The organism is Rhodoferax sp. GW822-FHT04A08, from assembly GCF_058801025.1.
The window spans coordinates 285662-303584 of the sequence record NZ_JBXAMW010000004.1; the positions used below are offsets into that span (position 1 = coordinate 285662).

The following is a 17923-nucleotide window of genomic DNA, read 5'->3' on the forward strand; positions in this document are numbered from 1 at the left end:
CGGTTGCAAGGTCAAGGTGTTTTGCTGATCGGCACCACAAGCCTCATGGGCGCTTGACTTTGCCATAGTGGAAAGGTTCACACTATGCCCTTATCTGAATCACCTTGAATGGAAATGCCATGAACCAGACTTTTACCGTTACCGGAATGACCTGCGGCCATTGCGAAAAGGCCGTGACGCGGGCCATTTTGCAGGTCGACCCCCAAGCGCAAGTGCAGATTGACCGCCCCCAGAACCGGGTGGAAGTGGTCTCCGAACAACCGCGCGAGGCCTTGGCACATGCCATCACGGAAGAAGGCTACGTCGTCGCGTAACGAGGTATCCCAAGTTGTAAGACCTTGTTAATAGCGTCATCGCGGGGCAGCGGTTGCCGTTGAACAGCCATAAACCGGCACTTCTGTCGGTATGGGCTTCAGCCCCTAGCTGCCATGTTGACCACTACACACCTTCGCACGACGACGCGCATTGCCGCCACCCTGGCGCTGGCCCTGGCCGGCATGGGCGCACACGCTGACAACCTCAACCCCATCCTGGGTGGCGGACTGGGCGCAGTGGCCGGCGCATTCATCGGCCAGTCGGTGGGCGGCCGTGACGGTGCCGTGATCGGTGCAGCCGTTGGCGGTGCCACGGGTGTAGTGATTGCCAGCAACGGCGAACGTCGTCACGAACCGCAGCGCACCGTGGTCTACACCGAGCCACCCCGCCCAACTCCTGTATATGGTTACCGCGTGGTGGAGCGCGTCAACTACTACCCGGCTCCGGACTATGGTCGCCACGGCTGGGGCGAGCATGGTCGCTACATGGATGAGCGCCGCTGGGAACGTCACGACTGGGACCATCGTGGTGGTGAACACCGTGGCTGGGATCGCCACGATTAAGCGCACTTGCACCGCCTAGCAGCCCGCAGGGGCTGCTTATGCTGCAGGTGTGCCCTGCACCTCGGAGCCCAGCGCCTCCAGCAGATCGGGAATGAGCTTTTGCAGCTCTCCCGTGGCGATGGCCACATCGGCATCGAAGTTGTCGTCCTTGCCGTCCGATGAAAGTGCAGCGGCAGCTTCAAACACCACATCCAGCACCGCAACCTTCTTGAGCTGCAACGCCTCGGTCAGCACAAAGGACACGTGGTCATTCCAGGTCAGCGCCAGACGGGTGGGCATCTTGCCCTGGGCAATGTGTTCGCTCACCTCGTCCGTATCCAGCGCATGGCGGGTGTAACGCACCACGGCCTTGGATTCATCGGCCGCCTTGAGTTCGCATTCGCGGTCCACGGTAAAGCCCGGTGGGGCTTCCTTGGTCGCCAGCCACTGGGCCATGGCCGCAGCCGGTGAAACCTGGGTGTCTATCAGCTTCACCGCAAAACCATCGATGGCCTTGACCAGGCAGGTCATCACTTCATCAGCGCGCGATTGGCTGCCTGCATCCAGCACCAGCAGTGCGGCCTGAGGATCGATCCACACCGTAACCGAACCCTGCTTGGTAAAGGCCATAGGCAGCAGGCTCATGCGGGCATCTTCCTGGATTTCGCGCGACTCTTTCTTGCCAGGTTTGCGTCCGGTGGTGGCTTCAATCTGGGCAATCTGCTCCTGCGCACGACGCTTGACCACCGAGGCGGGCAAAACCTTGCTCTCCACCATCAGCTTGAGAATCCACTGTCCGCCCACGACTTCGACCAAGGGGCCATGGGCCACACCGCGCGGCTCCACCCAACCCACTGACTTTTCTTGGGACCCTGCACACTCCACAAAACGGGCCGGCTCCAGTGCCGCTTCCAGCTGCGCAACCGTCACGCTCCAGGGAGACAGCATGCGGTACATCATCACATTCTTGAACACAGATTTCCTTCTTGTTGACTGCGCAGGATTTGCTGCGCGAGGGCCTATTGTCAACGCAAGCGCATGCCGCTTTTTCATGCAACTTTACATAGCCTTGTCGCCGCACCATCGTGGCGATACAAAGGGGGCGCACACTGGACTCCAGGTTGAAGCCGATGTTCGCTCCGACCCCTCTGAATACAAGGAAACACCATGAAAAAACTGATTCAATCTCTGGTCCTCGCAGGTGTGATGGCAACTGCTACCGGTGCCGCCTTTGCACAAATGGATGCCGGTCCCATGGGCCCCGACGGCATGCACCGGGACCCGGCCAAGATGGCCCAAATGCATGCCAAGCATCTGTCGGAACTAAAGGCCAAGCTCAAGATCACTGCCAGCCAGGAACCCGCCTGGAACGCCTTCACCGAGAGCATGAAGCCGCCAAGCAATCTGCCTGGAACACGCCCCGACCGCGCCGAACTGGACAAGCTCACCACCCCCGAACGTATCGACAAGATGCGTGCACTGCGCAAGGAGCACATGGCGGCCATGGAAGCTGAAATGGACAAACGCGCCGATGCGACCAAGACCTTTTATGCGGCTCTGACACCGGAACAGCAAAAGACCTTTGACGCAGAGCACGCCAGGATGGACAAGCGTGGAGAACGCTTCCACAAAATGCACCCTGCGGATACCAGCAGCAAGGCCTTGACGCCACCCAAGCCATAGGCTTGCGCGACCGTGCGCAGTGCACGGTTCGGTCCTCTGGAAACGCCTTGATGGAATGCTGACCATCAAGGCGTTTTTCTTGGTGCATCCCCTACCCACTTGACTGGCATCAAGCCGCTAAGATGAAGTCGGCACTACACTCTTCACCTTATCGCCATGCCTACTCCCACACCATCCAACAGCGCACCCAGGATCAAGACCATTGGGATGATGCAACCCCTGATCTGGCTGGTGCAAGGTTTGCGCGACGTGGTCCGCTCAGGCTGGGTCAGCGTGTTCCATGGACTGGCGCTCACGATTGCCGGCATCATCATCATTGCGATTGCCCGCCATCGTTTTTGGCTGCTGGCTGGCGCCTTGTCGGGCTTCATGGTCATCGCTCCCGTGCTGGCAACCGGCTTGTATGCCCTGAGCCGGGCCATAGAGCGTCGGGAAAAAGCCAATCTGTCCGTCGTATTGAAAACCTGGTTGAACTGGCAGCACAGCCACTTCAACAAATGGGACAGTGACTACTGGTGCATGGTGCAGTTCGGTCTTCTTCTTGGTGCGGCAGCCACCGGTTGGGTGCTCACGTCTGCCGCCCTTATCACCCTGCTGGCGCCTGTTCCCATCAACAGCCCGCTAGACTTTGTGCACCACGTGGTGCTGGCGTCCGACAACTGGCTGTTCGAGATCTGGCTGGCCGTGGGCGGCGTGATGGCCGCTCCCCTGTTCGCCTCCAGCGTGGTAGCCATGCCGCTGCTGCTGGATCGCCGCGTGACGCTGATGCAGGCCATATTGACCAGCTGGCAAACCGTGCTGGAAAACCCGGCACCCATGGCGCTCTGGGCCGCCATCATCATGGTTTTTACAATGCTGGGTCTGGGCTCACTGCTGTTGGGTCTGGTACCTGTCATCCCCATGCTGGGGCACGCCAGTTGGCATGCTTATCGCGACTTGGTCGACGTATCCCATATCGAGGCCCGAGAGGCTCTGTCCGCACCCGATAGTCAGTTTGGTAATCTTTAATGTTTGGTTTTTCTGAAGAGCAGATCGCAACCTTTGGCCTCACCTTCGGGGTGGGCGGGTTCATGCTCTATATGCTGTTCATCATCGGCCATCTGGCCTGGGAGTCCAAGGCTGGCCGCTTTGGCACCTTTGTGATTTTTCTCGGGCTGGCGTTTGGCATGGTGGGCTTTGTAGCCAAGTACCTGATCCAGTGGTACCTGACCCGCTGAAGTCCCGACAACAAGCCCTAGCCGAACGGCTTGACGCCTATGAGCAGGCCGTGCAGCCACACGGCAAACAATCCGGCTGCAATCACTCCCACAACAACCGTCACCAGCGTGGCATTAGCCGTGCCAGCAGGGTACTGCGTGTTCTGCGCACGATCGCGACGGCGTGAACTAATGAAGTCCAGCACACCCCAGGCCAGGAAGGCACCAAACAGCACCATGTGAGCCAGGGTGCCATTGGAAATCAGGTGCGCCAGAGCCCAGGTCTTGACGCCCAACACCATGGGGTGGTGCACTCGCGCCTTGATGGCATTGCCAGGCACATAGGCTGCTGTCAGAAGAACAAAGGCAATCACATTGAACAGCGCTGCAATATGGCGCATGGGCTGGGGTGGCAACCAGATCTGTGTGGGCGTATCACGCGCAATGCCAAAGCCCCAGACAATCAGACCGAAACCCAGGAGGGACATCACGGAATAAGCACCCTTGTAGGCGTTCTCTCCCACGCGGGCAATGGTCTGCGTGCGCCATCCGTCGGCATAGATCCGCACGGAATGCACACCCAGAAACAGGACCAGTCCCAGAATCAGATAAGCCATGGTGTTGCTCTCGATATGAAGAATGTCGTAGCCTGATCAGGCACCGACCACACGGTTCTTGCCCGCGCGCTTGGCAAGGTACATGGCCTGGTCCGCACGGCGTATGCCTTCCATGCCCGGTTCATCACTGGCCAATTGCGCCACGCCGGCACTGAAGGTAATCAACATCTTTTCGGTACCGGCCAGGAAAAAACGCTTGGTCAGCTCGCGTTGCAAACGGGTCATCGCCTCCACTCCCTTGTCCAGGGGAGTATCGGGCAGAAGAATGACAAACTCCTCACCACCAAAACGCGCCAGCGTGTCCTGCGGGCGCATGCACTCACGTGCCACCTGGGCCAAGTGCGCCAGCGCCGAGTCACCGGTCTCATGGCCCTTTGCGTCGTTGATTGCCTTGAAGTTGTCAATGTCCAGCATGGCAATGCTCAGCGGCGTTTCCTTGCGGCGCAGCGTGGATATTTCCTTCTCTAACGCTTCTTCCAAACCGCGTCGATTCAGGGCACCAGTCAATGGGTCATGGCGCGCCTGGGTACTGACGCGATCGAGCTCCTGGTGCAATTTGGCAATTTCGGCCTGTGTCTTGTTGGCCTGTTCCCGCATGGTTTGCAACTCATCACGCGCATGCAAAGCGTCCTGGGAAATGACACGTGTTGCCCCCACCACTTCCTTGAGTACCGGTGCGATTTCAGCAAGCGTCTTGGCTGACTCAATCAGGCGCGCACTCTCTTCCAGCTTTTCCTGATAGGCACCGGTGGATTGCGACATCTGCGATAGCCGCTCAATGAAAGCTGCCAGCATCTGGCGCATTTCACTTTGCGCTTCCAGGGTTCTTTGCTTGGCATCCTTCTGCTTGTGGACCACGTCCTTGAGCAGACGTTCCACATCGTCCAGGCGACGCAGGCTCAATGGCTCCGTGGACGCTGCCTTAAGTGCATCCATCTGGCCACTGAGCCATTGGTCTTCCACCCCAAGGTCACCAATGTTCTCAAAAACAAGATTGAGCAACTTGAGCAGCGTCTTCTTGATTTCCGCCTGATCCTCGGCCACGAAAGAGAGACGGTGGCTGTAGTTGACCAGCATCTGCTTGGCTGCTGTCACGTCCACACCAGGTTGCCTCAGCATCTTGGTCAACTGATGGGTTTGTTCCACAAACCGTGCATCGTCCGTACCCAAGGCAGGCTGTGCATACTCAATGAGACGGCCGATGTGAGACAGAAACTCATTGGTCAGGGCCGGTGCTGACACGGGTTCGCTCGACACAGCAGCAATCGGCACACCGGCGCTACCCGCAGATTCGTTGCCACCAACCGGAGTAAAGCCGGAATAGGCAACCATGGCAGCGCGCACACCGTCCCAATTCATGCGCTCAATGGCGGATTCCAGTAGGCCCTTCTGTCTTTGCTGCCCCGGTGTCTTGGCCTGCAAGGCAGTGGCGATGCTACGCAGTTCATTGATAGGGAATTGCTCCACCGAGGGAATACCGGCGATCTCGTTGTAGATGGCCTTGTAGTTCACAGGCGTGGGAGCAAGCTTGCGGGCTGTCAACTGCTTGAGCGTTTCCCTGGCAACTTCAAATGGTTTTTTTTCACTCATAACTGGACCTACCTGCTGCGTTTTGTATCGCTTTTTGTGCAACCAGACAGCCCATTCAAAGGCCTCACTCCGGAATGGCAACTGCATTTGCTTGTGCATCAAGTATCCGCTTTTTTAACCTACCGTCACAACTCTTGTTCCATGAATCAGAAGCACCCGAAAAATCCCGACCATTGTCAGCATGTCAAGTAACAACACTGTGGATAGTTCTGGCATAACCGTGCACTTATCCACAGGATGGACAGAATGCCCCGAGTTATCCAGTCTGCGGGTACACCTCGAACGCAGACTCACCAACATGCTTCAAAAGTAGCTAAGCCCATGATTTCAATCCAGAAAAATGGCTTGTCCACACAAACAGCGTTTGCTCTATCTACGACTACTACTCTGTATCTAATAAAAGAAGATAAGAAGACAGGAAACCAGGCACTCAAAAAAACAAAAATGTTGTTGTGCATAGCTTCGCTTTGCCGGCCCACGATCAAGTAAGATTTGGCCTGTTTTGTTGCAGCCACAGGCTTTGTTTCACCTTCATGACCGTCAAGCCTTCAGGCACAAATTCCCAGCCCAATACCTCAAGTTTTGAAATCAAGAGCGCCCAGTTATCCCTGGTCGCCTTGTTCATCAAAACCGAGGTCTGGAACACTGTGGTCGCCGATGTCAGCAAGCAGTTTGGAGCGGGGGGTGAAAGCCCGGATTTTTTCGACAATGATCCGGTGGTACTGGACTTTTCAGCCTTGCGCAGAGACCTGGATTACGTCGATATATCGAAGCTGGTGCAGGCTTTGCGCTCCTGCCGCTTGGTCCCCGTGGCCTTCAGGGGTGAACCGCAATCTTGGACGCAAACTCTGTTGCAATCGGGATTGGTGCAAGCGCCGATGGAGGTCATCAAGTCAAAACAGGCGACAAAAAGCACTCCCCAAGCCATAGAAACCGTGGTGCGTGAAGTGCCAGGACCCGGCACCATGGTCATCGACAAGCCGGTGCGTTCTGGTCAGAAGATCTATGCCAGGGGCGCCGACCTGGTGGTGTTGGCCATGGTTAACCAAGGCGGAGAAGTGGTGGCTGATGGCAATATCCATGTGTATGCACCCCTGCGCGGCAAGGCCATGGCAGGTGCCCGTGGAAACACGGGGGCACGCATTTTTTCGCTGTGTCTGGAGCCGGAGCTGATCTCCATCGCTGGTGTGTATCGCACCAGTGAATCGCCTTTGCCCGAAAATGTGGCAGGCAAGCCGGCTCAGGTGCGGCTCTCAAGCGAAGGCGGACAAGACAAATTGCTCTTCGAACCGCTCAAAAGTTGATTTGAATTTAATACTGGAAAGAAACCCGAAATGGCAAAAATCATTGTGGTGACTTCTGGCAAGGGTGGCGTTGGCAAGACCACGACCAGCGCCAGTTTTGCAACCGGCCTGGCATTGCGCGGGCACAAGACCGCAGTGATTGACTTCGATGTGGGCCTGCGCAATCTGGACCTGATCATGGGTTGTGAGCGCCGTGTGGTGTACGACCTGATCAACGTGATCCATGGTGAAGCCAATCTCAACCAGGCCCTGATCAAGGACAAGCAATGTGAAAACCTGTTTGTGCTGGCTGCATCGCAAACACGTGACAAGGACGCACTGACGCAGGACGGTGTGGAAAAAATTCTTGCCGATCTGGCGGCCATGGGCTTTGAGTACATTGTGTGTGACTCCCCTGCCGGCATTGAAACCGGGGCTCTGATGGCCATGCACTTCGCGGATGAGGCACTGGTGGTGACCAACCCGGAAGTCTCTTCTGTGCGCGACTCTGATCGCATTCTGGGCATGTTGTCGAGCAAGACCAAGCGTGCCATGGAAGGTGGTGAACCGATCAAGGAACATTTGCTCATCACGCGGTACAACCCCTCCCGCGTGGACCAGGGCCAGATGCTTTCGCTTGACGACATCAAGGACATCTTGCGCATACCGCTGATTGGCGTGATTCCCGAGAGCGAATCGGTGCTGCAAGCGTCCAACCAGGGCGTGCCGGCCGTGCATATGCAGGGCAGCGATGTTTCGGAAGCCTACAAGGACGTGATATCTCGTTTCCTCGGCGAAGACAAACCCATGCGTTTCATCGACGCACCCAAACAGGGCTTGCTCAAACGCCTGTTCGGGGGAAAATAAACCATGTCGTTTCTTTCCTTTCTGCTGGGCGAAAAAAAGAAAACAGCCGGTGTGGCCAAGGAGCGTTTGCAGATCATTCTGGCGCACGAGCGCAGTGGCCGCAGCGCCGCAACACCGGACTATCTGCCGGACTTGCAGCGTGACCTGGTGGCAGTGATCAGCAAATACATCAAGATCAATCCCGACGATATCAAGGTCAATCTCGAGCGTCAGGACAATCTGGAAGTTCTGGAAGTCAAGATCGAATTGCCGGACGCCCGCTAGCCTGCCTCAGGCAGGATTTGCGTCCTGCTCACGAATCAGCCGTAGCAAGGTTATCTCGGAAGGGGCACCCAGGCGCATGGGTGGTCCCCAGTACCCGGTTCCGCGGCTGGTATAGATCCACATGTTGCGCAGCTTTTGCAGTCCCGCAGTGAAGGGCTGCTGCAGCCGTATGAAGTGTGGCCACGGCCAGAATTGACCGCCATGGGTGTGTCCGCTGAGTTGCAGGTCAAATCCAGCCTTTGCCGCAGCATCGGCGCTACGCGGTTGGTGTGCCAGCAACAGCTTGAATCCTGCATCGGTAGGTGCATTGGCAATGGCCTTGTGTGGGTCACTTTGATGGCTGGTATCGAAGTGGTGGGCACTGTAGTCCGTCACGCCGGCAAGAACCAGGGATGCAGATGCATGTGTGTTGCTGCCAAGGCCGTGGTCAATCACTACGTGTTCATTCATCAATACAGTGACACCCAGCATGCGCAAGGCATTGATCCATGCATGGGCACCCGAGTAGTACTCGTGATTGCCGGTGACAAAGAAGCTGCCGTATGTGGAATGTAGACCGCGCAAGGGTTCCACCAGCGACGCCAGTTGTTGAACGGGTCCGTCCACTAGATCGCCGGTAATGGCCACCACGTCGGCCTGCAACCGATTGACGCGATGGACTATGCGTTGCAGATACGCCTCCTTGATAGTCGGACCCACATGTATGTCACTGATCTGCGCTATGCGAAATCCCACCAGCGCTTCGGGCAAATTGTTAACCGGTACATCCACTGAAACCACCGCGGCCGTACGTCGGGCATTCCAGTAGCCCACTGCCAGAATTGCGATGGAAACAATTGGAATCAGCACGACGGTAACTTCCCGCAGTGCCATCAGATTCAAAAGACCCGGGTTCATCCACTGCAGCATGGTTGCAAACAGCAGTACTACCTCGCGTACGACCATCAGGGCAAACAGGCTGGAGAAAACTCCCATGCAGACCATCCCGATCCAGGTCAGCCTGTGGCCCCAGGGCTCTGGTGCAAGCCGCTGTGCCACCAGGCCCATGGGCATCAGTGCCGTGGAAAGGACCAACCACAGAGAAAAGGCAAATCCCGCATATACCGAGTACTGCGCCAAATCAGGTACCAGGCGCCAGCCAACCAATGCGTGCACGATCAGGGAAAAGGCAAAAAGAGGGGCAAAAGCCATAGGAACAATCGCCAGCTGTTGGCTGGCGACATGAAGAACACACTTCCAGATGACGCGGATTCAGGCCGGTTCAAGCCCAGAAGGCGATTTATATGGTGAAGAAATGTTTCGTTGCTGTCAGCGCGCCCTGGGCCCCGTAGGTTTGCTCAAAGAAGAAGGATCTTTGCCTGTTCAGCGCCAAAATGCTGCTGGCTCGCGTGCCGTACGCTGCCGAAGATACAAAGGCTGCAGACAGCATGTGCTCTATTTCTCTGGGTACACCGGTGTCAGGCAGTTCGGCGTAGGCAGCCTTGCTGCGATCCTGCAACAGGGGCAACAGGCCCTCTACCGTGGTTTGGCCTTGCTTGCATTGCTGCTGCAACGCTGATTTGAGGCGAAGCAGTTTGGGCCAGGGCGTATCAAAGTCTGCATTCGATACCGCACTGATTCCGGGCTTCAAGGTCACTATTCGCTGATTGCGGCTCTCTAGGCCCAGCAGTTCTTCACCATCCCACAACAGCAAGTTGAATGGGTTGTAGGCGCCCTGCTGAGCCAGCGCCTCCAGATAGGTCCTTGCACTGCTATTGCTTTGCAGAAATTGGGTCGTCAACATGCCACGCGATGGCTTCGGGGCAGAGTCCACCACCGGAAGGCGGTAGTTGGTCAGCGCAGCCAGACGACCGCCCCGGCCAATGCCGAGCCAGGTTCCACCGGCTTGCAAGTCCTTGCCAGCCAGAACCTCGGCGTCCTGCCAGCAATGCAGTGGCAGTGCCGGACGTGCAAAGTATTCGTCACGATTGCCGAGCAGCAGCAAGGGCGTTTCGCTGTCGGGTTGCCAGTTCCAGGCGATCAGGCACATTCAATTAACTGCCAATGCGGTCTTGTCTACGACACGGCGCAGTACAAAGCTGGAATGTACGCCCGTCACCCCGGTAATGCGTGTGAGCTTTTCCAGTAGCAGCGTCTGGTAATGGTCCATATCGCGCACGGCAACTTTGAGCTGGTAGTCGGCGTCCTGTCCGGTGATCAGCAGACATTCCAGTACCTCGGGCAGCACCGAGACGGAAGCTTCGAAATTGGCAAAACGCTCCGGCGTATGCCGGTCCATGGAGATATGTACCAGGGCCATCAGCGACAGGCCCAGCTTGCGCGCGTCCAACAGGGCCCGGTAGCCCATGATCAATCCAGACTCCTCCAGTACCCGTACCCGCCGCAGGCATGGTGAAGGCGACAGGCCGATACGGTCCGCAAGATCCTGGTTGTTGATGCGGCCATCGGTCTGCAGGATTTCCAGAATTTGCCGGTCATAGCGGTCAAGCGTCATATTGTTTGCCACAATTAATTGAATATTGGCAGTTTATGCCAAAAAATAACAATATGGAGGCAACAACGCAATAGCCTGCCTAGCCCCCTCCCATACACTGGATGCATCTGTAATCCACAGCACAAAGCAAGACCGGCCACAAGCCAAGCTTGCGCAGCCCCACCTCACAAGGGTTGGCATTGCAAATGCAACCCCCGGCGCAGCACCTGTTCCGGGGGTTTGTCATTTGGAGTGCAACCAGGTGCCAGCTTCCGCTATAACCAGCGCTTGCCTCTGCATAACCACATCGCACCATGACCCACGAACCCCGACTGACTACCGCTTTGCGCACCTTGTTGAATACCCATCGTGTGGCTGCGCTGGGCACCTTGGGGGAGGATGGCCGTGCCTTTGTGTCCATGGTGCCTTTTGCCATCGATGCAGCAGCCGGGTGTCTGGTGATCCATGTGAGTGGTCTTGCGGCACACGCACGCAATCTGCAAGCAACGCCACAAGTCTCCGTCATGGTCATGCAGGCCGAAATCCCCGATGAACCGGTACACGCTTTGCCACGGGTCACTTTGGAAGGTCAGGCCTCTGTCCTGGAGGTGGATACGCCCGCCTGGGCCAGCGCACGTGCGGCCTATCTGGCGCGTTTTCCCGATGTGGAATTCATGACGCGGTTGGGGGACTTCCGATTTGTTGCCATCGCCGTGGGTGGCGCACGCCAGGTAGCAGGCTTTGGTGCCGCGCGCTCCATTGACGCAGCGGAAATCGAGCAGGTTCTGCGCAACCCCGGCTGACTATTTGCCCTCAACAAAGGCAATCATCATGCGCGTCACGTCCAGTCCGTCGTGGCCATGCTCCAGGCTTTTGACTGCGCTGGTATAGAGATCCTCGCCCAGTGCTTCGCGGCGTCTGCCCATCAGAAAGGCACTGTACTCTTCGACAAATTCAGGGTGGCCCTGCACGCAGAACACCTCTTCGCCTACCGCGTAGCCCGCCACGGGGCAGTGCGCATTGCTGGCCAACAGGATGGCGTTTTCAGGCAGTTCAAATACCTGGTCCCGGTGGCTTACCAGCAGGGACAGCTTGTTGTCTTCAGGGGCGCTCAGCAAATCGGCAGCATGCCAGTCATAGGACATGCGTCCTACGCCCCAGCCTTGCGGCGCCCTGCCCACCTTGGCGCCCAGGCAGATGGCAATCAGCTGGTGGCCAAAGCAGATGCCCAGCAGTTTCTTCTTCTGTTCCAGTAGTTCACTGACACGCTTGCGCAGTTCCACTACCCATGGTTCGTCGGAAAACGAGTCAGCCTTGCTGCCGGTCAGCAGGACGGCGTCATAGCCATCAAAGGATGCTGGGTATTCAAAGACAGGGGTATGGAATACCTCGAACTGCCAGTCCTTGGCACCGGCTTCGCGGAATACGCGTTCGACCATGGAGCCATAGCCGTGGTATTTCTGTGTGGCCTCTGGTGCCAGATCGTCGTTTTCGAGAATGCAGAGTTTCATGGCTGCGTATTTTCCCCCTGTTTTAGTAATTGTGTTACATTAGCGGGTCGCTCCAAGCGAACAGACTGTGCATATCTGCGGTTTGCCAACCAGGCAATCAATCACACGCAACGCTGCACCGGCCCCCGGCAGAGGTGGTCGTCCGTTCAGCAGTTTTCAGCGTCCCGCTCCAGCACTCTCACGGCACTGCGGTTTTCTCCCCTTTTTTCTGCACACCGTCCCTGCCAGTGACACGTGCCTTTGTATTTTTAATGATTCATAACAATAATTTCATGCGACCTTCACCGGTCACCATCGGCAAATACCGCGTAGCGGCTTGCCCCCAGGAACTGGCCGGCGGACGTTTTGCCGCCCAGGTTTCCATTGCCAGCGGACGCGGCAGCGCGTCCACGGACCGCGTCATGCGCTTCTGCGATGACTTCTCCACCCACGATGCGGCAGCCCGCTATGCGTTGGCTCAAGGCATCGAATGGGTACACCAGACTACCCGTTTGCAATAAATCAAACGATAATCGAGGGCTTAAGGATAAAACCATGGCTAAAGAAGAACTGATTGAAATGATGGGCGTTGTCAACGAAGTGTTGCCGGACACCCGCTTTCGCGTCACCCTGGACAACGGTCACCAACTGATCGCCTACTCCGCCGGAAAGATGCGCAAGAACCACATCCGCATCCTGGCCGGAGACCGCGTGTCGCTGGAGCTTTCTCCTTACGACTTGAGCAAGGGGCGCATCAATTTCCGCCACATTGAAGGCCGCGGGCCGATGACGCCGCGCCGTCCTCAGTAAACACCACAAACGGCCGCTCTTCGAGCGGCTTTTTTTTTGCCCAGATCTTGCCGCAGAAAGGTTGTCGTCCATGTCCTTGAACCCTGTGATCTCCCTGTTGGGCCGGCGTCTGCGCCTGGCCGTCATTGGTGGTGGCCCCGGTTCATTCATTGGTGCCATGCATCGCCAGGCAGCGCGCCTGGACGACCGCTACGAGCTGGTGGCCGCGTGTCTGTCATCCAACCCCGAAAAATCCGTGCAGGCCGGGCGCGAACTGGGTCTGGCGCCTGACCGTTGTTATGCCGATGGTGATGCCCTCATCGCTGCCGAGGCCACACGCAACGATGGTGCCGACGTGGTGGCCATCATGACACCCAACGACAGCCACTTCCGCTTTTCCATGGCGGCGCTGGATGCCGGGCTGGATGTGATTTGCGACAAGCCCATGACCAACACCTTGCAGGAGGCGCAAGCTCTGCAGGAGCGTGTGCACAGCAGTGGTCGGGTGTTCTGCCTGACCCACAACTACACCGGCTATCCCATGGTGCGCCAGGCGCGCGCCATGGTGGCCGATGGCCAGTTGGGGGATATCCGGCTGGTGCAGGTGGAATATGTGCAAGGTGGCCGCGCCAAGGCCGGCCCGTCCCGTTCGCCGTGGAAAGATGACGCGACGCGCGGTGGTCCGTCGCTGGTCATGGGTGACATTGGCACCCACGCCCACAACCTGCTGCGCTTCATCACGGGGCTGGAAGTGGCGCAAGTGGCTGCAGAAGTCGGAACCATCGTGCCTTCGCGTGTAACCCACGACTATGCCGGTGCCTTGCTGCGGCTCGACAATGGCGCGCGCGGCAGCTTCTGGGTGACCCAGGCCGCGGCCGGGGTGGAAAACGCCTTGCGCATCCGCATCAGCGGCTCACTCGGAACGCTGGAATGGCAGCAGGAACAGCCCCAATTGCTGAGCTTCAAACCCATGGGTGTTCCGGCGCAAATCCGAACCCCCAATGGACCTGGCACCTTGCCACTGTCGGCGCATGCCTCGCGCATCGTCGCAGGCCATCCGGAAGGCTTTCACGAGGCGTTTGCCAATATCTACTCGGATGCAGCGGAGGCCATTGCCGCACGCCGCGCGGGCCAGATTGTGAATCCGTTGTCCACCCATTTCCCGAACGCAGCCGATGGGCTGTCCGGCATCCGCTTTGTGGACGCCGTGATCCGTTCCAGCACGAACGACGGTGCCTGGACCGCGGTCTAGCCGAAAGTGATTCTCAGGCCGGTTTGATGCCGCGGCGGGTGCGCACCGCCTCGGCCAGTTGTTCCAGCACCGGCACCGTTTGCGCCATGCTGATGCAGGCGTCGGTGACCGACACGCCGTATTTCAGGGCTTGGCCGGAGACGATGTCCTGGCGGCCTTCTTCGAGATGGCTCTCGATCATGATGCCGGTGATGCGCTGGTCGCCTGCCGCAATCTGGGCCGCCACATCAGCGGCCACGGTGATCTGGCGCTGGTGCTGTTTGCTGCTGTTGGCGTGGCTGACATCGATCATCACCTGCTCCCGCAGTCCGGCACTCTTGAGCAGCGCGCAGGCTGCATCCACATCGGTCTTGCTGTAGTTGGTCTGCTTGCCGCCGCGCAGGATCACGTGGCAGTCCTGGTTGCCGCGCGTTTCGAAAATGGCAACCTGCCCCATCTTGGTCATGCCCATGAACGCGTGCGCCGCCTGCGCTGCCTGGATGGCGTCGCTGGCCACCTTGATGCCGCCGTCGGTTCCGTTCTTGAAGCCCACCGGGCAGGACAGTCCGCTGGCCAGCTGTCGGTGGCTCTGGCTTTCGGTGGTGCGCGCGCCAATGGCGCCCCAGCTCACCAGTTCGCTGATGAACTGTGGACTCAGCAAGTCCAGGAATTCGGTGGCAATCGGCAAACCCAGTTCCAGAATGTCCAGCATCAGGCGTCTGGCCATTTCCAGCCCTTCATTGATGGCAAAGCTGCCGTCCAGATGCGGGTCGTTGATATAGCCCTTCCAGCCCACCGTGGTACGCGGCTTCTCGAAGTACACCCGCATGACCACCAGCAAATCCTGCTGTAGACGGTCCGCGTGGGTTTTCAGCTGGCGTGCGTATTCCATTGCCTGCGCATGGTCGTGGATCGAGCACGGGCCCACCACCACGATCAGCCGGTCATCGGCACCATGCAGTACCTTGGAGATGGCGGCCCGGCTGGTTTCCACCAGGGATTGGGCCGCTGGCGGGGCTGGCAGCCTTTCTTCCAGCAGCGCAGGAGTGATGAGCGGACGTACCGCACCGATACGCACGTCGTCAATACGGGTGGTGTCATGGGTAGTGAGTGGGGCGGATACGGCGGAGGTCATAGGCTGGGTGGAAAGGTGGTGGGATGGAAAGACGGCACGGCGGACAGGCAATTAGGCCATGCCCCGATTTTCACCCCAATCGCGGCCTAGAATTCCGGCACTGCGGGGCACCCGTCACTGCGCAAAGGAGTTCCACATGGCCATGGAAGTCGTCGTCGGAAAAGAAGCAACCATCCATTTCGATGCGCACAAGTGCATCCACTCGCGCAACTGCGTACTTTCGCATCCGGATGTGTTTGTTCCCAATGTGGTGGGTGAATGGATTCACCCGGACGCGCAACCGGTGGAGGAGTTGATCCGCATCGGCCAGAGCTGCCCGTCGGGCGCCATCTCGGTCCTGCGCAATGTGCCCACCGCGGGAGCCATGCCGCACTCGAACGCGGCACCCATTGTCAACACGGTGCGCCTGCGGGAAAACGGGCCGCTGGCGTTTGAGGCGGAGTTGCAGATACAGGGAGAAGTTCAAAGCGTTCCGCGCGCCACGCTGTGCCGCTGCGGCCAGTCGGCCAACAAGCCGTTCTGCGATGGCAGCCATGTGGCCGCCGGATTCGTTGCATCGGGTGAGCCGGCCACGGCAGCCTTTGAGCCGCTGGCCCAGCGCAATGGGCCACTGGATGTGCAGCCCACACCCAACGGCCCCTTGCGTGTGGTGGGCAATCTGGAGGTGGTGACCGGCACGGGACGCACCTGCAACAAGGTGGGTGAGACCTACCTATGCCGCTGCGGCCATAGCCAGAACAAACCCTATTGCGATGGCAGCCACAAGGCCGCCGGATTCCAAGCAACATGAACAAGAACCGGCTGGAGGCCTTCAGCGACGGCGTGATTGCCATCATCATCACCATCATGGTGCTGGAGATCAAGGTGCCGCACGGCGAAGAGCTTGCGGACCTGCAGCCCCTGTGGCCCATCGTCCTGAGCTACGTCCTGAGTTTTGTGAATGTGGGCATTTACTGGAACAACCACCACCACCTGTTGCACGCCACCCGACATGTGAATGGCGGGATCCTCTGGGCCAATCTCAATCTGTTGTTCTGGCTGTCCCTGATGCCCTTTGCCACGGCCTGGGTCGGAGAGAACCACTTCGCCGCCACGCCCATGGCCCTGTATGCGGCAGACCTGCTCATGTGTGCGATCAGCTACACCCTGTTGCAGGTGTGCATCATCAAGGCCCATGGCTCCGAATCCCTGCTGTCGCAGGCCGTGGGTCACGATCTCAAGGGCAAGATATCGATGGCCTTCTACCTGTCGGCCGTCCCCTTGGCCCTGTTGGGTCTGCCCCTGCTTGCGGGCGTGCTGATTCTGGCCGTGGCCCTCATCTGGCTGATCCCGGACCGGCGCATCGAAAAAAAGATCGCGCCTGAATAGCCGCTATTTGTGCAGCGTTTCCTTGCGATCGTCCTTGGGTGCGATGCCGTGTTCGCGTCGGTAAGCGCGTGAAAAAGCGGATGCGGAAGCAAAGCCACAGGCCAGGCCCACCTCGATCACACCCATGCTGGTCTGGCGCAGCAGATGCCGCGCGCGCTCCAGCCGCAGCCGCAAATACAGCTGTACCGGGCTCACATGCAGATGCTCCTGGAACAGCCGCTCCAGCTGGCGCCGGGTGACATGCACCTGCGCGGCCAGATCGTCGCTGGACAAGGGGCTTTCCAGGTGCTGCTCCATGCACTCGATCACCTGCACCACCTTGGCGTTGTGCACCTTGTAGCGCGCCGAGATCTGCAGCCGCTGGTGGTCCGCCCGGTTGCGTACCCAGCCGCTGACCAGTTGCTCGGAAACCTGCAGCGCCAAGGCATTGCCATGGTCCCGGCTGATCACCTCCAGCATCATGTCGATGCTGGCCATGGCGCCCGCTGACGTCATCAGCCGCGGTGACAACGTAAAGCGCACCTCGCCCTGCACATGGATGAGCGGATAGCGCTCCTGGAATGCCGGTACCGCTTCCCAATGCAGTGTGATGTTCTCGCCCTGCAGCAGCCCCGCTTCGGCCAGCACAAAGCAACCGGTATCAATGGCACCCAGGCGCTGGCCCTGCTGCACCCGCTGGCGCAGCTGGCGACCTATTTCGCGCGTGTAGCGGTTCAGCGGATTGAAGCTGGCGATGGCAAACACCACGCTGGCGTTGCTGACGTCATCCAGCCGTGCTTCGGGGTGCAAGTCAATGCCGTTGCTGGCCGTCACGGGCAAGCCGTCGACTGACACCATGCGCCAGGCATAGGCACCGGGCTTGTAGCGGTTGGCAATGCGTAGCGGCTCCACCAGCGCAGCAAAGCCGATGAACGAAAACTCCGGCAGCAACAGGAAATCAAAGACGTGGCGACTCATGGGGGCGTAGTAGGCCATGCAATGCGGGTCGTCGTCTATCCGCTGTGGACATGCTTTTAGCGGGCCGCGACAAAGTATTAGCCATGTGAATACTCTGCGAATCTCATTCATGCTGATTGGCAA

At 58.5% G+C, this 17923-nt stretch carries 24 protein-coding genes; 14 read left to right on the forward strand and 10 right to left on the reverse strand.

All coding sequences use genetic code 11. The features are described from left to right. Positions 1–119 precede the first annotated feature (119 nt). Both AC1RMF_RS10970 and AC1RMF_RS10975 read left to right on the forward strand, forming a co-directional pair. Positions 120–314 (forward strand): heavy-metal-associated domain-containing protein, encoded by a 195-nt coding sequence (locus tag AC1RMF_RS10970; RefSeq protein ID WP_342619936.1) that lies wholly within the window; start codon positions 120–122, stop codon positions 312–314. A 114-nt stretch (positions 315–428) separates the two neighbouring features. Beyond that, positions 429–878, forward strand: coding sequence for a YMGG-like glycine zipper-containing protein (locus tag AC1RMF_RS10975; RefSeq protein ID WP_493141484.1), 450 nt, complete (start codon positions 429–431; stop codon positions 876–878). A gap of 36 nt (positions 879–914) precedes the next feature. Here AC1RMF_RS10975 and AC1RMF_RS10980 read toward each other — a convergent pair whose 3' ends face one another. Further along, a complete protein-coding gene (locus AC1RMF_RS10980) occupies positions 915–1832 on the reverse strand; it encodes a recombination-associated protein RdgC (protein ID WP_493141485.1) in 918 nt (305 codons plus the stop codon). 192 nt (positions 1833–2024) lie between these two features. Between AC1RMF_RS10980 and AC1RMF_RS10985 the strand changes: the two genes are divergently transcribed. The 3 genes from AC1RMF_RS10985 (at position 2025) to AC1RMF_RS10995 (ending at position 3757) form a co-directional block, all read left to right on the forward strand. After that, the gene (locus AC1RMF_RS10985) at positions 2025–2540 is read left to right on the forward strand and encodes a Spy/CpxP family protein refolding chaperone (RefSeq protein WP_493141486.1); all 516 of its coding nucleotides are present in this window, start codon (positions 2025–2027) and stop codon (positions 2538–2540) included. A gap of 156 nt (positions 2541–2696) precedes the next feature. After that, entirely contained in the window at positions 2697–3548 is an 852-nt protein-coding gene (locus AC1RMF_RS10990; RefSeq protein ID WP_493141487.1) for a DUF2189 domain-containing protein, read from the forward strand. After that, positions 3548–3757, forward strand: a complete 210-nt coding sequence (locus AC1RMF_RS10995; RefSeq protein ID WP_342619941.1) for a DUF2788 domain-containing protein — start codon at positions 3548–3550, stop codon at positions 3755–3757. Before AC1RMF_RS10990 ends, AC1RMF_RS10995 begins: the two co-directional genes overlap by 1 nt. Before the next feature lie 17 nt (positions 3758–3774). Here the strand turns inward: AC1RMF_RS10995 and AC1RMF_RS11000 are convergent, their stop codons facing one another. The 3 genes from AC1RMF_RS11000 to AC1RMF_RS11010 form a co-directional block, all read right to left on the reverse strand. Continuing rightward, on the reverse strand, positions 3775–4353 hold the full coding sequence (locus AC1RMF_RS11000; protein WP_493141488.1) for an NnrU family protein: 579 nt from the start codon (positions 4351–4353) through the stop codon (positions 3775–3777). A 36-nt stretch (positions 4354–4389) separates the two neighbouring features. Further along, positions 4390–5943 carry a GGDEF domain-containing protein gene (locus AC1RMF_RS11005; RefSeq protein WP_493141489.1) on the reverse strand — a complete coding sequence of 518 codons (1554 nt, stop codon included), beginning with the start codon at positions 5941–5943 and terminating at the stop codon, positions 4390–4392. 290 nt (positions 5944–6233) lie between these two features. Next, positions 6234–6458, reverse strand: a complete 225-nt coding sequence (locus tag AC1RMF_RS11010) for a hypothetical protein (RefSeq protein WP_493141490.1) — start codon at positions 6456–6458, stop codon at positions 6234–6236. Positions 6459–6476: 18 nt separating this feature from the next. Here AC1RMF_RS11010 and minC point away from each other — a divergent pair, with 18 nt between their 5' ends. From minC to minE, 3 genes are read left to right on the forward strand one after another with little or no spacing between them, the layout of a single operon-like run. After that, on the forward strand, positions 6477–7247 hold the full coding sequence (minC, locus tag AC1RMF_RS11015) for a septum site-determining protein MinC (RefSeq protein WP_342621055.1): 771 nt from the start codon (positions 6477–6479) through the stop codon (positions 7245–7247). A 30-nt stretch (positions 7248–7277) separates the two neighbouring features. Then, a complete protein-coding gene (minD, locus tag AC1RMF_RS11020; RefSeq protein ID WP_342619944.1) occupies positions 7278–8093 on the forward strand; it encodes a septum site-determining protein MinD in 816 nt (271 codons plus the stop codon). 3 nt (positions 8094–8096) lie between these two features. Further along, positions 8097–8357, forward strand: coding sequence for a cell division topological specificity factor MinE (minE, locus tag AC1RMF_RS11025; protein WP_342619945.1), 261 nt, complete (start codon positions 8097–8099; stop codon positions 8355–8357). 6 nt (positions 8358–8363) lie between these two features. On the opposite strand, the gene AC1RMF_RS11030 is transcribed toward minE, so the two are convergent. The 3 genes from AC1RMF_RS11030 to AC1RMF_RS11040 all read right to left on the reverse strand — a co-directional run bounded on the left by AC1RMF_RS11030 (position 8364) and on the right by AC1RMF_RS11040 (position 10851). Beyond that, on the reverse strand, positions 8364–9548 hold the full coding sequence (locus AC1RMF_RS11030; RefSeq protein WP_342619946.1) for a metallophosphoesterase: 1185 nt from the start codon (positions 9546–9548) through the stop codon (positions 8364–8366). 88 nt (positions 9549–9636) lie between these two features. After that, complete coding sequence (locus AC1RMF_RS11035; protein WP_493141491.1) at positions 9637–10386, reverse strand: NRDE family protein; 750 nt, start codon at positions 10384–10386, stop codon at positions 9637–9639. Next, the gene (locus tag AC1RMF_RS11040) at positions 10387–10851 is read right to left on the reverse strand and encodes an Lrp/AsnC family transcriptional regulator (RefSeq protein WP_342619948.1); all 465 of its coding nucleotides are present in this window, start codon (positions 10849–10851) and stop codon (positions 10387–10389) included. A 293-nt stretch (positions 10852–11144) separates the two neighbouring features. On the opposite strand from AC1RMF_RS11040, the gene AC1RMF_RS11045 reads away from it, so the two are divergent. After that, complete coding sequence (locus tag AC1RMF_RS11045; RefSeq protein ID WP_493141492.1) at positions 11145–11633, forward strand: HugZ family pyridoxamine 5'-phosphate oxidase; 489 nt, start codon at positions 11145–11147, stop codon at positions 11631–11633. Here AC1RMF_RS11045 and AC1RMF_RS11050 read toward each other — a convergent pair whose 3' ends face one another. Then, the gene (locus tag AC1RMF_RS11050) at positions 11634–12341 is read right to left on the reverse strand and encodes a glutamine amidotransferase-related protein (RefSeq protein ID WP_342619950.1); all 708 of its coding nucleotides are present in this window, start codon (positions 12339–12341) and stop codon (positions 11634–11636) included. 272 nt (positions 12342–12613) lie between these two features. Between AC1RMF_RS11050 and AC1RMF_RS11055 the strand changes: the two genes are divergently transcribed. From AC1RMF_RS11055 to AC1RMF_RS11065, 3 genes are all read left to right on the forward strand, one after another. Continuing rightward, positions 12614–12841 carry a hypothetical protein gene (locus tag AC1RMF_RS11055; RefSeq protein WP_493141493.1) on the forward strand — a complete coding sequence of 76 codons (228 nt, stop codon included), beginning with the start codon at positions 12614–12616 and terminating at the stop codon, positions 12839–12841. Between the two features lie 34 nt (positions 12842–12875). Further along, positions 12876–13130: a translation initiation factor IF-1 gene (gene infA, locus AC1RMF_RS11060; RefSeq protein WP_117179267.1), complete on the forward strand. Its 255-nt coding sequence runs from the start codon at positions 12876–12878 to the stop codon at positions 13128–13130. A 70-nt stretch (positions 13131–13200) separates the two neighbouring features. Continuing rightward, the gene (locus AC1RMF_RS11065) at positions 13201–14361 is read left to right on the forward strand and encodes a Gfo/Idh/MocA family protein (protein WP_493141494.1); all 1161 of its coding nucleotides are present in this window, start codon (positions 13201–13203) and stop codon (positions 14359–14361) included. Between the two features lie 13 nt (positions 14362–14374). Here the strand turns inward: AC1RMF_RS11065 and AC1RMF_RS11070 are convergent, their stop codons facing one another. Then, on the reverse strand, positions 14375–15475 hold the full coding sequence (locus tag AC1RMF_RS11070; protein WP_493141495.1) for a 3-deoxy-7-phosphoheptulonate synthase: 1101 nt from the start codon (positions 15473–15475) through the stop codon (positions 14375–14377). 136 nt (positions 15476–15611) lie between these two features. Here AC1RMF_RS11070 and AC1RMF_RS11075 point away from each other — a divergent pair, with 136 nt between their 5' ends. Both AC1RMF_RS11075 and AC1RMF_RS11080 read left to right on the forward strand, forming a co-directional pair. Beyond that, positions 15612–16265: a CDGSH iron-sulfur domain-containing protein gene (locus AC1RMF_RS11075; protein ID WP_342619954.1), complete on the forward strand. Its 654-nt coding sequence runs from the start codon at positions 15612–15614 to the stop codon at positions 16263–16265. Beyond that, a complete protein-coding gene (locus tag AC1RMF_RS11080) occupies positions 16262–16843 on the forward strand; it encodes a TMEM175 family protein (protein ID WP_493141496.1) in 582 nt (193 codons plus the stop codon). The genes AC1RMF_RS11075 and AC1RMF_RS11080 overlap by 4 nt, the downstream gene beginning before the upstream one ends. Before the next feature lie 3 nt (positions 16844–16846). Here the strand turns inward: AC1RMF_RS11080 and AC1RMF_RS11085 are convergent, their stop codons facing one another. After that, positions 16847–17818, reverse strand: a complete 972-nt coding sequence (locus AC1RMF_RS11085; RefSeq protein ID WP_493141497.1) for a GlxA family transcriptional regulator — start codon at positions 17816–17818, stop codon at positions 16847–16849. Positions 17819–17923 lie beyond the last annotated feature (105 nt).